The organism is Streptomyces sp. NPDC025618, assembly GCF_055558795.1.
This window is the reverse complement of record NZ_JBVHLW010000035.1, coordinates 1-12,894: the sequence shown is the minus strand read 5'-3', so window position 1 is coordinate 12,894 and position 12,894 is coordinate 1. Positions and strand designations below refer to the sequence as shown.

18 protein-coding genes are annotated in these 12,894 nt (G+C 71.4%); 8 read left to right on the top strand and 10 right to left on the bottom strand.

Annotated features, from left to right (window positions below):
* The first annotated feature begins 61 nt into the window (after positions 1-61).
* Positions 62-1,474 (top strand): glutamate decarboxylase, encoded by a 1,413-nt coding sequence (locus ACZ4A5_RS24840; RefSeq protein WP_467588307.1) that lies wholly within the window; start codon positions 62-64, stop codon positions 1,472-1,474.
* 22 nt (positions 1,475-1,496) lie between these two features.
* Here the strand turns inward: ACZ4A5_RS24840 and ACZ4A5_RS24835 are convergent, their stop codons facing one another.
* From ACZ4A5_RS24835 to ACZ4A5_RS24820, 4 genes are all read right to left on the bottom strand, one after another.
* Positions 1,497-2,090 (bottom strand): PadR family transcriptional regulator, encoded by a 594-nt coding sequence (locus ACZ4A5_RS24835; RefSeq protein ID WP_467588304.1) that lies wholly within the window; start codon positions 2,088-2,090, stop codon positions 1,497-1,499.
* Positions 2,091-2,372: 282 nt separating this feature from the next.
* Positions 2,373-2,906 carry a DinB family protein gene (locus ACZ4A5_RS24830; protein WP_467588300.1) on the bottom strand — a complete coding sequence of 178 codons (534 nt, stop codon included), beginning with the start codon at positions 2,904-2,906 and terminating at the stop codon, positions 2,373-2,375.
* A gap of 79 nt (positions 2,907-2,985) precedes the next feature.
* Complete coding sequence (locus ACZ4A5_RS24825; protein ID WP_467588297.1) at positions 2,986-4,443, bottom strand: aldehyde dehydrogenase family protein; 1,458 nt, start codon at positions 4,441-4,443, stop codon at positions 2,986-2,988.
* 87 nt (positions 4,444-4,530) lie between these two features.
* Positions 4,531-5,394 (bottom strand): helix-turn-helix domain-containing protein, encoded by an 864-nt coding sequence (locus ACZ4A5_RS24820; protein ID WP_467588294.1) that lies wholly within the window; start codon positions 5,392-5,394, stop codon positions 4,531-4,533.
* 311 nt (positions 5,395-5,705) lie between these two features.
* Here ACZ4A5_RS24820 and ACZ4A5_RS24815 point away from each other — a divergent pair, with 311 nt between their 5' ends.
* Positions 5,706-6,200 (top strand): ATP-binding protein, encoded by a 495-nt coding sequence (locus ACZ4A5_RS24815; protein WP_467588291.1) that lies wholly within the window; start codon positions 5,706-5,708, stop codon positions 6,198-6,200.
* Positions 6,201-6,219: 19 nt separating this feature from the next.
* Here ACZ4A5_RS24815 and ACZ4A5_RS24810 read toward each other — a convergent pair whose 3' ends face one another.
* The 5 genes from ACZ4A5_RS24810 to rpmG form a co-directional block, all read right to left on the bottom strand.
* Positions 6,220-6,459 carry a DUF397 domain-containing protein gene (locus ACZ4A5_RS24810; RefSeq protein ID WP_467588288.1) on the bottom strand — a complete coding sequence of 80 codons (240 nt, stop codon included), beginning with the start codon at positions 6,457-6,459 and terminating at the stop codon, positions 6,220-6,222.
* 130 nt (positions 6,460-6,589) lie between these two features.
* Positions 6,590-6,832: a 30S ribosomal protein S18 gene (gene rpsR, locus ACZ4A5_RS24805; protein WP_467588432.1), complete on the bottom strand. Its 243-nt coding sequence runs from the start codon at positions 6,830-6,832 to the stop codon at positions 6,590-6,592.
* A 57-nt stretch (positions 6,833-6,889) separates the two neighbouring features.
* On the bottom strand, positions 6,890-8,059 hold the full coding sequence (locus ACZ4A5_RS24800) for a GTP-binding protein (protein ID WP_467588286.1): 1,170 nt from the start codon (positions 8,057-8,059) through the stop codon (positions 6,890-6,892).
* Positions 8,056-8,313 carry a type B 50S ribosomal protein L31 gene (locus ACZ4A5_RS24795; RefSeq protein ID WP_467588283.1) on the bottom strand — a complete coding sequence of 86 codons (258 nt, stop codon included), beginning with the start codon at positions 8,311-8,313 and terminating at the stop codon, positions 8,056-8,058. The genes ACZ4A5_RS24800 and ACZ4A5_RS24795 overlap by 4 nt, the downstream gene beginning before the upstream one ends.
* Before the next feature lie 5 nt (positions 8,314-8,318).
* Positions 8,319-8,483, bottom strand: coding sequence for a 50S ribosomal protein L33 (rpmG, locus tag ACZ4A5_RS24790; protein ID WP_398873109.1), 165 nt, complete (start codon positions 8,481-8,483; stop codon positions 8,319-8,321).
* Between the two features lie 74 nt (positions 8,484-8,557).
* On the opposite strand from rpmG, the gene rpmB reads away from it, so the two are divergent.
* The 6 genes from rpmB (at position 8,558) to ACZ4A5_RS24760 (ending at position 12,284) form a co-directional block, all read left to right on the top strand.
* A complete protein-coding gene (rpmB, locus tag ACZ4A5_RS24785; RefSeq protein WP_361528859.1) occupies positions 8,558-8,794 on the top strand; it encodes a 50S ribosomal protein L28 in 237 nt (78 codons plus the stop codon).
* Positions 8,794-9,099, top strand: a complete 306-nt coding sequence (gene rpsN / locus ACZ4A5_RS24780; RefSeq protein WP_467588280.1) for a 30S ribosomal protein S14 — start codon at positions 8,794-8,796, stop codon at positions 9,097-9,099. The genes rpmB and rpsN overlap by 1 nt, the downstream gene beginning before the upstream one ends.
* A gap of 487 nt (positions 9,100-9,586) precedes the next feature.
* Entirely contained in the window at positions 9,587-9,730 is a 144-nt protein-coding gene (locus tag ACZ4A5_RS24775; RefSeq protein WP_467588277.1) for a lasso RiPP family leader peptide-containing protein, read from the top strand.
* A 6-nt stretch (positions 9,731-9,736) separates the two neighbouring features.
* The gene (locus tag ACZ4A5_RS24770; RefSeq protein ID WP_467588274.1) at positions 9,737-11,578 is read left to right on the top strand and encodes an asparagine synthase-related protein; all 1,842 of its coding nucleotides are present in this window, start codon (positions 9,737-9,739) and stop codon (positions 11,576-11,578) included.
* Positions 11,575-11,835 (top strand): lasso peptide biosynthesis PqqD family chaperone, encoded by a 261-nt coding sequence (locus ACZ4A5_RS24765; RefSeq protein ID WP_467588271.1) that lies wholly within the window; start codon positions 11,575-11,577, stop codon positions 11,833-11,835. Before ACZ4A5_RS24770 ends, ACZ4A5_RS24765 begins: the two co-directional genes overlap by 4 nt.
* Positions 11,832-12,284 (top strand): lasso peptide biosynthesis B2 protein, encoded by a 453-nt coding sequence (locus ACZ4A5_RS24760; protein ID WP_467588268.1) that lies wholly within the window; start codon positions 11,832-11,834, stop codon positions 12,282-12,284. The genes ACZ4A5_RS24765 and ACZ4A5_RS24760 overlap by 4 nt, the downstream gene beginning before the upstream one ends.
* On the opposite strand, the gene ACZ4A5_RS24755 is transcribed toward ACZ4A5_RS24760, so the two are convergent.
* Positions 12,281-12,601 (bottom strand): UBP-type zinc finger domain-containing protein, encoded by a 321-nt coding sequence (locus ACZ4A5_RS24755; RefSeq protein WP_467588265.1) that lies wholly within the window; start codon positions 12,599-12,601, stop codon positions 12,281-12,283. The two genes, ACZ4A5_RS24760 and ACZ4A5_RS24755, sit on opposite strands and share 4 nt — an antisense overlap.
* Between the last annotated feature and the right edge of the window lie 293 nt (positions 12,602-12,894).

Sequence of the window (12,894 nt, the reverse complement as noted above, 5' to 3'; positions counted from 1 at the left end):
TCACCCTCGCGGGTGGCACCGCCCCAGCGTGGCGCGCTCGCGCCGGTGGTAGATCAACGCCATGGCACTGCACAAAGGCGCCGACAGGGCGGCGGGACGCGGCTACGCGGTCAACCCTTTCTACGGTGAGGCCGACCCCGTCGGCGGGATGGCGGCCGAGCCGCCGCGGGACGCGCTGCCCGAGGGGCCGATGACGCCGCACGCGGCGTACCAGTTCGTCCACGACGAGCTGATGCTGGACGGCAATTCCCGGCTCAACCTCGCCACCTTCGTCACCACCTGGATGGAGCCGCAGGCGGGGGTGCTGATGGCCGAGTGCCGCGACAAGAACATGATCGACAAGGACGAGTACCCCCGCACCGCCGAGCTGGAGAAGCGCTGCGTGCGGATGCTCGCCGACCTCTGGCACGCGCCCGACCCCGCCACCGCCGTCGGCTGCTCGACCACCGGGTCGAGCGAGGCGTGCATGCTCGCCGGGCTGGCCTTCAAGCGGCGCTGGGCGCTCGCGAACGCCGGGCGCTATCCCTCGGCCGGTGCCCGGCCCAATCTGGTGATGGGCACGAACGTGCAGGTCTGCTGGGAGAAGTTCTGCGCCTTCTGGGAGGTCGAGGCGCGCCAGGTGCCGATGGAGGGCGAGCGCTTCCACCTCGACCCCGAGGCGGCCGCCGCGCTCTGCGACGAGAACACCATCGGCGTCGTGGCCGTCCTGGGGTCGACGTTCGACGGGTCGTACGAGCCGGTGGCCGGCCTGTGCGCGGCGCTGGACGCGCTCCAGGAGCGCACGGGCCTCGACATCCCCGTGCATGTGGACGGCGCCTCCGGGGCGATGATCGCGCCCTTCCTGGACCCCGGTCTCGTGTGGGACTTCCGGCTGCCGCGCGTCGCTTCCGTGAACACCTCGGGGCACAAGTACGGGCTGGTCTATCCGGGCGTCGGGTGGGCGCTGTGGCGGGACGCTTCCGCGCTGCCGGAGGAGCTCGTCTTCCGGGTCAACTATCTGGGCGGCGACATGCCCACCTTCGCGCTGAACTTCTCCCGTCCGGGCGCGCAGGTGGCCGCGCAGTACTACACCTTCCTGCGTCTGGGGCGCGAGGGATACCGCGCCGTGCAGCAGAACGCGCGCGATGTCGCCTGTCGTCTCTCCGGGCACATCGAGGAGCTGGGCGACTTCCGCCTGCTGACGCGCGGGGACGAGCTGCCCGTGTTCGCTTTCACGACGGCCGAGGGCGTCACGCGATACGACGTCTTCGACGTGTCACGGCGCCTGCGGGAGCGCGGCTGGCTGGTGCCCGCCTACAGCTTCCCGCCGAACCGGGAGGACCTGTCGGTCCTGCGGGTCGTCTGCCGCAACGGCTTCTCGCACGACCTGGCCGACCTCTTCCTGGACGACCTGCGCTCGCTCCTGCCCGAACTGCGCAGCCAGCCCGGCCCCTTGGACCGCCCTGAGGCCGTCGCCACGGCGTTCCACCACTGACGGTGCCCGTCAGCCGTCCCCGTCAGCTTCCTGAGGGGTTGAGGCCCGCCCAGGGGTCGCCCTCGTCGGCCATCACATAGGCGCCGGCCTCCAGGCGCTCGATCAGGCCCAGGGCCCACTGTTCGCCGCTCTCTGCGGTGTGGACCCACATGCCCCTGATCTCGCCGATGTGCCCCCAGTCCTCGCCCTCCCCCGGCGTCCAGTGCAGGCGGATCTCCTCGCGCCAGGCGCGCAGCGACTCGACCCGCCGCTTCAGCAGGGAGATGGCCTCGGCGCGCGGCAGGTCGACCATGAAGCCGATGCCCGCAGTCACCATGTCGACCTTCTGACCGGGCGAGGACAGCGCTTCCCGCAGCAGCCGGAAATACTCCCGCTCGCCCTCCTCCGTCAGCTCGTACTCCGTACGGGGCGGACCGCCGGCCTCGCTCGGCGCGGTGTCGTGCGCGATCATCAGCCCTTGCGTGGCCATGGACTTGAGGGCGTGGTAGATCGACCCGGGCTTGGCGTTCGACCACTCGTGGGCGCCCCAGAACTCCAGGTCGCTGCGGACCTGATAGCCGTGGGCCCGTCCGTGCTGCCGGACCGCGCCCAGCGTCAGTAGCCGGATCGCCGACATGGGTTCCTCATTCCGGGGGCTGCGACTTGCTGTCGCCCAGCCTAGGTTGTGGGCCGGCCGGTTTGAGCGCGGGTCCGTTGCGGGGTGCGGGTCCACTGCGCCTGCGGCGGGCTCTGTTCCCCTACCCCGCCCCTTCCCGGCTGCATCTGATATGCGGCTCCGCCGCGTGGGGGGAGGCCCCGGGCCCCAGCGCCCTTCGGGCGCGCCCTCAAACTCCCCCAACGCGGCGAAGCCGTGTTGCGGGGTCTGGGGCGCAGCCCCAGTTTCAGGCCCGCACCCGAATCAGTCCCCCGCCTCACCCACAAGGTCAAGCGCCGACCGCCCGTCCAACGACTCGCGGATCACATCCGCATGCCCCGCGTGCCGGGCGAGCTCCTCCACCAGGTGCAGCAGCAGCCACCGCATCGACACGGAAGCACCCGGCGGGAACCACGGCGCCTCCGGCAAGGGGAACGTGTCCGAGAGGCTCGGTACGGAGTGGATGAAGCGCGCGGTCTCCTCCGCCACCCCCTCCCACCGGGCGAGCATGCCCGCCACGCTCTCGCCGTCGAGCAGCCGGAAGCTGTCCTCCCACGTCTCCGGGGAGCGCTGGCGCTCCGGCCGGCCCTGCGCCCGGCACACCCACCCTTCCTCGCACTCCACGACGTGCTTGAGGAGCCCGCCCAGCGACAGCTCACTCGCGCTGGGCTTGCGCGCCGCCTCTTCCTCGGTCAGGCCCAGGACGGACCGGCGCAGCGCGCCCCGCTGGGCCTCCACGAACGCCAGCAGCGTGGCGCGTTCGTCGGCCGGGTCCTTCTCGATCACCAGCGTCACCATGGGATCCACCCTCTCGTCGTCACCGATGGCCCTCACCGTAGAAGGCGATGCGGACAGCACGCGACCTACATCCCACGTGTCAGAAGGGGAACTTGCTGCGCCCGTGCTGGATCGAGATCCACTTGGTGGTCGTGAAGACGTCGACCATCGAGTCACCGTTCAGCCGCCCGACCCCCGAGTGCTTCTCGCCGCCGAAGGGCACGATCGCCTCGTCGTGGACCGTCCCGTCGTTGACGTGGATCATCCCGGTGTCGATGCGCTTGGCGACGCGTACGCCCCGCTCGATGTCCCGCGTGTGCACCGCGCCGCTCAGCCCGTACGGTGTGGCGTTCGCGATCCGGACAGCCTCTTCCTCGCCGTCGAAGGGGATGAGCAGGGCGACCGGACCGAAGATCTCCTGCGTGAGGATCGGCGAGTCGGCCGCGATCCCGGTGAGCACGGAGGGCGCGACGAGCGTGCCGTTCGTCGCGCCGCGTACGAGGGCGGTCGCGCCGTCCGCGACGGACTGGTCCAGCAGGGTGTTGACGGCATCGGCCTGACCGGCGTTGATCAGCGGGCCGATGTGGGTGGCCGGGTCGCCGGGGTCGCCGACCTTCAGGGACTTGACCTTGGCGACGAACTTCTCGGTGAACTCCGCCTCCACGGAGCGGTCCACGAGCACCCGGTTCGCCGCCATGCAGACCTGCCCCTGGTGGATGAAGCGGCTGAAGACGGCCGCGTCCACGGCGTAGTCCACGTCCGCGTCGTCGAGGACGATCAGGGCGCTGTTGCCGCCGAGCTCCAGGACGGTCCGCTTGAAGTGCGAGGCGGCGACGGTGGCGACGTGCCGGCCGACCTTGTCGGAGCCGGTGAAGGAGATCACGCGGGGCACCGGGTGCTCGATGAGCGCGTCCCCGATCTCCGCGATGTCGGTGACCACGACGTTGAGCACCCCGGCGGGCAGCCCGGCCTCCTCGAAGACCTTGGCCACCAGCCCGCCGCCGCATATCGGCGTGTTCTGGTGCGGCTTGAGGACGACGGCGTTGCCGAGGGCGATGGCGGGCGCGACGGACTTGATCGACAGCAGGAAGGGGAAGTTGAAGGGGCTGATCACCCCGACGACACCGACCGGCAGCCGGTAGAGGCGGTTCTCCTTGGTGTCGTCCGGCGACGGCAGGATGCGCCCCTCCGCGCGCAGCGCGAGGTGCAGCGCCTCGCGCAGGAACTCCCGCACCAGGTGCAGCTCGAAGGCCGCCTTCACAGCCGTCCCGCCGCACTCCGCGGTGATCGCGGCGGACAGCTCACTCTCCCGCTCGTCGATCACCCGCAGCGCCCGCTCGAAGACGAGCCGCCGGGTGTACGGGTTGGTGGCGCCCCACGCCTTCTGGGCGCGCTCGGCGGCGCGGTACGCCTGGTCGATCTCGTCCACACCGGCCACCGTGATGGAGGCGAGCTTCTCCCCGTCGTAGGGGTTGAAGTCGACGATGTCCCAGGAGCCGGTGCCGGCCCGCCACTCGCCGTCGATGTACTGGAAGGCCAACTCGTCGAAGTAGGACATGCGCCATCCCTGCCTGGAGATACGGGGGCGCTCACGGCGCCCGAACCGGAATGCAGACTCCTGATGGGACGTCATCGTACTGATGAGTCACACGAGTTGGAGCAGCCGCCGCAACAGGTCGCGGGTGAGGGCGGGCGAGAGGCTGTCCTCGTGCAGGCGCTCCATCACCCTGCCGTACTGCGCGACCTCGTCGGGCTTGTCCAGATACAGCGCGCTGGTCAGCTGCTCCAGATAGACGACGTCGGAGAGGTCGGACTCGGGGAAGCGCAGCATGGTGAAGGCGCCGCTCTCCCCCGCGTGCCCGCCGTGCGCGAACGGCATCACCTGGAGCGTCACATTGGCCTGTTCCGAGATGTCGATGAGGTGCTCCAGCTGACCGCGCATGACGGCCTCGCCGCCGTAGGGGCGGTGCAGCGCGGCCTCGTCCAGCACGGCGTGGAAGTGCGGTGCGCGCTCGGAGAACAGCAGCTTCTGGCGCTCCATGCGCAGCGAGACGCGGCGCTCGACCTCCGCTTCGCAGGCGGTCGGCTGGCCGCGGACGACGACGGCCTGGGCGTAGCCGGCGGTCTGGAGCAGGCCGTGCACGAACTGCACTTCGTAGATGTTGATGTGGGACGCGGCGCCCTCCAGCCCCACATAGGTCTGGAACCACCCCGGCAGCACATCGCCGTAGCTGTGCCACCAGCCGGCGACGTTCGCCTCGCGGGCCAGCCCCAGCAGCGCTTCGCGCTCCAGCTCGTCGGTGACGCCGTAGAGCGTGAGGAGGTCCTCGACGTCACGCGCCTTGAAGCTCACCCGGCCCAGCTCCATGCGGCTGATCTTCGACTCCGACGCCCGGATCGAGTAGCCGGCCGCCTCGCGGGTGATCCCGCGCGATTCCCGCAGCCTCCTGAGCTGTGAGCCCAGGAGAATGCGGCGCACCACAGAACCGCTCGACTCGCTCGTGGCCATCTTCGCGACTCCTCCTTTTCCGGTCCCTACCCGGTCGTGCCGCTTCCGCACCCTTCCGGGGCGACCCCCGCTACCCCCGGCGCCGAAGTCTGCCACTTCCGGGCTCCGTTGAGTGTGCATCCGATTACGGAGGCGGTGGCAGTCCGGACACCGTACGCAGGAGGGCGTAGGGAGAATTGCGGCCTTACCGGAGCGTGCGCCCCCAAACCCCCCACGTGCACGTGCATCTGCCCTTGCATCCGCCATCCACATTGGGAACCATGGGAACGCACACGTGCATGTCACGTCCACGATTGCCAGGAGTGCCTCGGATGGGTACCGAAGGATCGACTGTGCTCTCCCCCTTGTGGCGAGGGCTGCCACCGATCGCCCCATCGGCCGCCTCCAGCTCCGCCTCCTGTGTACTGCCACCCCGGTTCGAGGCGGTCAGGACGGCACGGCGGTTCACCCGGAGCACGCTCCAGCAGTGGGACCTCCCCGGGCTCTTCGACGATGTGGCGCTCGTGGTCTCGGAGTTGGTGACCAACTCCATGCGTTACGCACTTCCGGCCGAGCTCGTCGGCACGGAGTACGAGCCGCCCGTACGGCTGCACCTGATGCGATGGACTTCGCGTCTGGTGTGCGCGGTGCGGGACCCCAGCGAGGAGAGCCCCGTCGCGGGCGAGGCCGACGCGTCCGCGGAGTGCGGGCGCGGGCTCCTCCTGGTGGACTCCTTCAGCGACACCTGGGGCTGGCATCCGCTGGCCGGGACGCTGCGGGGGAAAGTGGTCTGGGCTCTGTTCAGACTGCCGCGGGATCGCGACTGAGCGCTGTCACGGGGGGCGCTCAGTCTGCGATCAAATCGTCGAATTCGCCGTCCTTGACGCCCAGCAGCATGGCCTCGATCTCCGCCGTCGTGTAGATGAGCGCCGGGCCGTCCGGATGACGGGAATTACGCATCGCGATCCCGCCGTCCGGCAGCTTCGCGAACTCCACGCACGACCCCTGCGAGTTGGAGTGCCGACTCTTGCGCCAGACGACTCCGTCGAGATCCGTGGCAGCCATGCCGTTGTACGCGTGAGGCACAGGACTCTCCCGGAGTATGCGCAGGGGGCACCCCGGCACGAACGGTGGGGATGACAACTACTCCGGATCATAACTCCGTTCATGTGCCTATGCATGGGCCGATGCACGTGCACTTTCGGTGGGGGATCCGCTACTTCCCGGTGCTCGAATACGGCAGGAGGGCCATCTCCCGGGCGTTTTTGATCGCCCGGGAGAGCTGTCGCTGCTGCTGGGCGGTGACCCGCGTCACCCGCCGGCTGCGGATCTTCCCACGGTCCGAAATGAACTTCCGCAGCAGATCGGTGTCTTTGTAGTCGATGTATGTGATGCCCGCTGTTTCCAGGGGATTGGGACGGGGTTTGAGGTTCTTGCGGTGATCGGGACGGCGGGGCACAGGCATTGCCTTTTCTGGTGGTCGACCGGCAGCCGGGAGGAGGGCACCGGCCGGTGATCAGGAAACGGGGTCGAGGAGTTCGTCGAATGCGGCGGACAGACAGCGCCAGGCGTCCGGGCCCGCCGCGAATTCGGCGTCGGTCAGCAGGCACGACTCCAGCAGCGAGGACAGCGCCTCCGCATCGAGGCCGGGCGAGGTGAAGGTGAGGTACTGCGCGCGGTCGCCGTGCTCGGGGTGCCAGTCCAGGGCGGCGGCGACGCGACGGGTCGCGGGCACCATCTCCCAGGCGGCGTCCGGCAGCGCGGCCAGCCACGGCCCGGCGTTCTCCACGCACAGGGCGCCTCCGGCCGCGTCCCAGGACAGCAGGGTGTCCGGCCGGTCCGCGAGCCAGAACCGCCCCCGGCTGCGCGCCGCGGCGCACGACAGGTCCTCCAGCGCCTCGTAGAGCCGTCCGGGGTGGAACGGCCGGTGCCGGTGCCATACGAGCGTACTGACGCCGTCCGCGTCGGCCGCCTGCGGCAGCAGCGCGCAGGCGGGGTGCTGCCGGGCGGCCGCGGCCTCCACGTCGAAGCCCTCGACCGCCGCGGCCGCCAACTCCGCGGATTCGACCGGAACACGACGGGCGGTGGGCACGAGCTGGTCGAGCAGCGCGAAATCGGCGGCGTCCGCGGGCGGCGTGTCCGGACCCCCGCTCCCCTCCACCACCGCCAGCACCGGCGCGTACTCCAGCTGCCGCGCGAAAGTGTCCGCGACGGTCCGCTGATCCGTCGCGGCGGCCGCGAGCCCCGCCTCGGCGAGGTCGTCGCCGCAGCCGAGCGCGGGCAGCGACAGGGCTGGATCGATCGCGGTGATCACGCCCGTCAGCCGGAAGTCCGAGCCGCCGTGGGCGGCGACCACCTCGGCCATCGCCTTGGGCTCGACGGAGTCCCACAGCTCCACGACGGCGAGCCGGCACAGGCCGCCGGCGGCGAGGCGTTCGAGCTCGGGCACCAGGTCCTCGCGCAGCGCGCAGCAGGCGCAGTCGTTGACGAGCGGAGCGTCGCCCTCGTCGAGGACGCCCGAGCCGTCCCGTACGGTACGGCGCACCGTTCCCGTGACGGCCGTCGCGAGGTCGTGATGGAGCGCGACGCTGCCCGGCACGGTGTTCAACAGCCGCTCGACGACGGCCACGCGCGCGTCCGAGTGCAGACCTCCGACGAGCGCGACGGGCAGCGGCCGACCGGTCACCGGCCGCCCTCCCGCTTGCCGTACCGGCGCTCGAAGCGCTCGACTCTCCCGGCCGTGTCCAGGACGCGGGCGGTGCCTGTGTAGAAGGGGTGGCTCGCCGAGGAGATCTCGACGTCGATGACGGGATAGGTGTTGCCGTCCTCCCATTCCACCGTCTTGTCGCTGGTGGCGGTCGACCGGGTGAGGAAGGCGTAGTTCGCGGCCCGGTCGCGGAAGACGACGGGGCCGTAGGGCGGGTGGATTCCGGGCTGCATCGGGGTCAGCGCTCCTCTCGGAAGGTGACGTGGCGGCCGACGACGGGGTCGTACTTCCGCAGTTCCATGCGGTCGGGGTCGCTACGGCGGTTCTTGCGGGTCACGTAGGTGTAGCCGGTTCCGGCGGTGGACCGGAGCTTGATCACGGGGCGTAGCTCGTTGCGGGCCATGGGGGCTACTATACAGAAATGGTTTCCATTTTCATTAGGCCCGTCGCGGCCGCCCGAGGACCGGAGGTCTGACCTTGTCCGCCCACTGCCAGCTCACCGGCCGCAAGCCCGGCTTCGGCAACTCCATCTCGCACTCCCACCGGCGCACCGCCCGCCGCTTCGACCCCAACATCCAGAGCAAGCGCTACTGGCTCCCCAGCGAGGGCCGTCATGTGCGGCTGCGGCTGAGCGCGAAGGGGATCCGGACGGTCGACAGCATCGGCATCGAGGCCGCGGTGGCCCGCATCCGCGCCCGGGGGGTGCGCGTCTGATGGCGAAGAAGAGCAAGATCGCGAGAAACGAACAGCGCCGGCTGACGGTGGCCCGCTACGCGGCCCGCCGGGCCATCCTGAAGGCGATCATCCGCGACCCGCGCTCCCCGGAGGCGGAACGCGTCGCGGCACAACGCGAGTTGTGCCGCCAGCCGCGCGACGCGAGCGCGACGCGCGTACGCAACCGCGACTCGGTGGACGGCCGCCCGCGCGGCTACGTGGGCGCGTTCGGACTCTCCCGCGTGAACGTACGCGCGCAAGCGCACGCGGGGTTCCTGCCGGGGGTCAGGAAGTCGAGCTGGTAGGGGGCGTTGGTGCGCCGGGTGGGTTTGTTCTGGCCCACCCGGCGCTTCGCTCGGGGCAGGCACTAAAGGACGTTGCCGACCCGTTTCAGCATCGCGGCGACGCACACCGCCCTGTCAGGAGTCGGCCAGGCCGTCCGCCTGGCGCGGCTTCGCCGCGATGAGTGAGCCCATGCCGTGCGTCGCGATGCCGGCTCGGCCGGGGCGGGCGGTTCATGGGCACCGAGGGCCTCCGGCTCCAGCTTCGACCGCTTCGCGGCGGGCGGGAGTGGGGCGCCGAGATCGAGGACACCCGGCTCGCCACCCGCGCCGAGCCGCTCAGCACAAAGGTGAAGGCGGCCAACTCGGGCGGCGGTCGGGGAAGGTGAGCGCGGGCGCGATGCGCCCCGCGCGCCCCCCGTGCGCCGGTTGTGCGCGCCAAGCCCCCCTTCACGGAGCGCTACCGTCAGATACTCTGAGTGACGACAGCGGTTTCGGGAGGGGACGCGAAATGACTGATCTCAAAGAGCTCACGGAGGTCTACGAGCCTCCGGCGCTCGTCGAAGTGGGCAACTTCAGTGACCTCACGCTCGGCTGGGTCGAGGGAGGCACGCTGGAGGAAGGCGGCGAGGGTCAGCTCTGGTACTGGGGGTAGCGGGCCATGCCGAGTGAGGAGTGGTTCGCCGTCCTGCCCGACGGCCCGGCGGCGCAGATCGCGGTGTGCGCGCTGCGGCCGCGCGCCGAGCGGATCGTCGCGCACGCTTCCGGGAGGCCCTGGCTGCTGGGCCGCTGGGCGGACGACCAGGTGACGATCGCCCGTACGCGCAGGGCCAGGGTCGCGGTGATCGGCCGCTGCGCGGTCACCGCCGCCGAGCTCACCGCGCTGATCGCCCGGGTGGACGACGTCGCGCAGGTGGAGCGGGTCGCCGAGCCGCTGGCGGGCAGCTTCCATCTGATCGCGTCGGCAGGCGGTCAGGTGCGGGTGCGCGGCAGCGCCTCGGGGGTTCGGCGGATCTTCCACGCCCTGCTCGGCGGGGCCACGGTCGCGTCCGGCCGGAGTGATGTGCTGGCCGCCGCGATCGACGCCGCGGTGGACGAAGAAGTGCTGGTGACAAGGCTGCTGGCCGCCGGGGCCGTGCACCCCGTGGAGGAGCGGAGCCCATGGCGAGGCGTCACCGCGGTGCCGCCCGACCACTGCCTGGTCGTCGAGTCCGACGGCCGGTCCGCCCTCCGCCGCTGGTGGACCACGCCCGAGCCGCTGCTGCCCCTGGCCGAGGGCGCCCAGGTGCTGCGCCAAGCACTGACGGCGGCAGTGGATTCCTGCACGGCGGGAGGGGGGACGGTCAGCGCGGATCTGTCCGGTGGCCTCGACTCCACCAGCCTCTGCTTCCTGGCGGCACACGGCCCGGCCCACCTGGTGACCACCCACCGGCAGGGCGCCGACCCGGTCAACAGCGACAGGGAATGGGCAGATCGGGCCCGCGCGGCCCTGCCGGAAGCGGAGCACCGGTCGGTGGGGCAGGCAGAGGATCCGCTGTGGTTCGCCGGCGCGCGCGGTCCGCACCCGGCACTGGAGGAGCCGGGCGCGTGGGTGCGCGACACGGCCCGGCTCGCCGGCCTCGCCCGGCGGATGCGCGAAGCGGGCTCCCGGCTGCACCTGGCCGGGCACGGCGGCGACGAGCTGTTCTCCGTCACCCCCCGCTATCTCCACGACCTGGTCCGCGCCCACCCCGCGAAGGTCCTCGCCCACATCCGCCGCCACTGCCTGCGCTTCCGGCAGCCGCTCTGGCCACTGCTGCGCGCCCTGGCCGAGCAGACCACATACGCGGACTGGCTCCACCAGGCCGTCGAGGAAATGGACGCGCTGCCGACCACACCCACCGCGCCGTCCATGACCTGGGGACCGCCACTGCGGATGCCTCCCTGGGCCACACCGGAAGCCGTCCGCGGCGCCCGGACGCTGCTCCACGAAGCCGCCGCCGCGGAACCCGAGCCTCTGGCGCCGCACCGCGCCCAGCACACCGCCGTGCAGTACGCGCGGACCGCCGGGGCGGCTGTCCGCCGCATCGACCAGGCCACCACCCGCTCCGGGCTCCCCCAGGCGGCGCCCTGCCTGGACGACCCGGTGATGAACGCGGCCCTGTCCGTACGCCTGCCCGACCGCGCCGGGCGCACCGCGTGCAAACCGCTGCTCACCGCCGCGATGCACGACATCGTCCCGGCACCCCTGCTGGCCCGCACCACGAAAGGCGACTACAGCACCGATTTCTACATAGCCCTCGCTCGGCACCGCGCCGAGCTGCTGGAGCTGTTCGACGGCTCGCTCCTGGCGGACAGGGGGCTCATCGACATATCCGTGCTGCGCGCGGCCCTGCTCGTCCCGCACCCCACGCCGCACATCGTCACGCACCTGTCCCAGACGCTCGCCTGTGAGACCTGGCTGCGCTCCCTGCCCCACCCCGCCCACCGGCCCACCTCCACCCCGACCGGGAGAGCACGATGACCGTCAGCCTGCGCGACACCATCAGCACCGCACCCGTCGACGACGGCATGATCCTGCTCGACGAGCGCACCGGCCGCTACTGGCAGCTCAACGCCACCGGCACGCTCGTCCTCAACGCACTCCTGCAGGGGGCCACCACAGCCGAGGCCGCCCGCGGCCTGAGAGAGCAGCACCCGAGCCTGCCGGCCGGGCAGGCCGAGCAGGACGTGTCGGCCCTGGTCACCTCGCTGCGCACCGCCCGCCTGGTGACGCCATGAGCGGGCCGATCGGCACCCGGTGGCCGGACCGGCGCGCGGGCGTACGGGCCGCCGTCGCCGGGGCACGGGTGCTCGCCGCCCTGCCACCGGAGCGCATCCGCCGCATGCTGAACCGCTTCGGGTCAGGCTCCGTCCCCGCCACCGCCGAGCAGGTGCTGGCCGCACGGGAGGCGGTGGTCAGGGCCAGCGCGCGGTGCGCCGTGGAGGCGGGGTGTCTGCAACGGTCGCTGGCCGTGGTCTTGTTGTGCCGGATGAGCGGCCTGGGGGTGGTGTGGCGCACGGGAGTCCGAAGCCGGCCGTTCCGCGCGCACGCGTGGGTGGAGGCCGGTGGATCCCCTGTGGGTGAGCCGTATCCGGCGGGGTACTTCACGCCGATCGTGACGGTACGGGTGGGGGCGGCGGGTCCACTCGCCGCGCCGCGGCCCAGGCAGCCGGAAACCCACCGCTAGCGCGGCACCAGCAGCAGCTCATCCGCGTAACACCAGGCCCAGTCCTCGCCCGGCTCGAAGGAGCGGGCGAGGTCGTGCCCGGATTCCGTGTGCGCGTGGGCGCTCGCGTGCTGGTTCGGGGAGCTGTCGCAGCAGCCGATGTGTCCGCAGGTCAGGCACTCTCTGAGGTGCAGCCAGGTGCTGCCTGTGCGTAGGCAGTCTTCGCAGCCGTCCGTTGTGCTGGGGGTTACTTCTCGGACTTCGTGGAGGTGGGTGCACTCGCGTTGGGTGGGGCGTCCTTCTACGTCGGCGGTGACGTGCCAGGTGGGTTGGGTCATGTTGTCCAACGTAGGGGTGGGGGCGGGTTGTCGCCTGCGGCGGGCTTTTCCCCAGCCGCCCCCTACCCGAACCGGGGCGCGTGCCCCAGGGCCCCCGGCTGCGGGTCCGTGGCGCCTGCGGCGGGCTTTTCCCCTACCCGCCCCTTCCCGGCTGCGTCTGATGTGCGGCTCCGCCGCGTGGGGGGCAGGCCCCCAGACCCCCGCAACACGCTTCGCGCGTTGTCCTCAAACTCCCCCAGCTACCTCCCCCAGACTCCGTCCGGGGGTGCCCCCAGAGGTGCCCCCAACGGGCT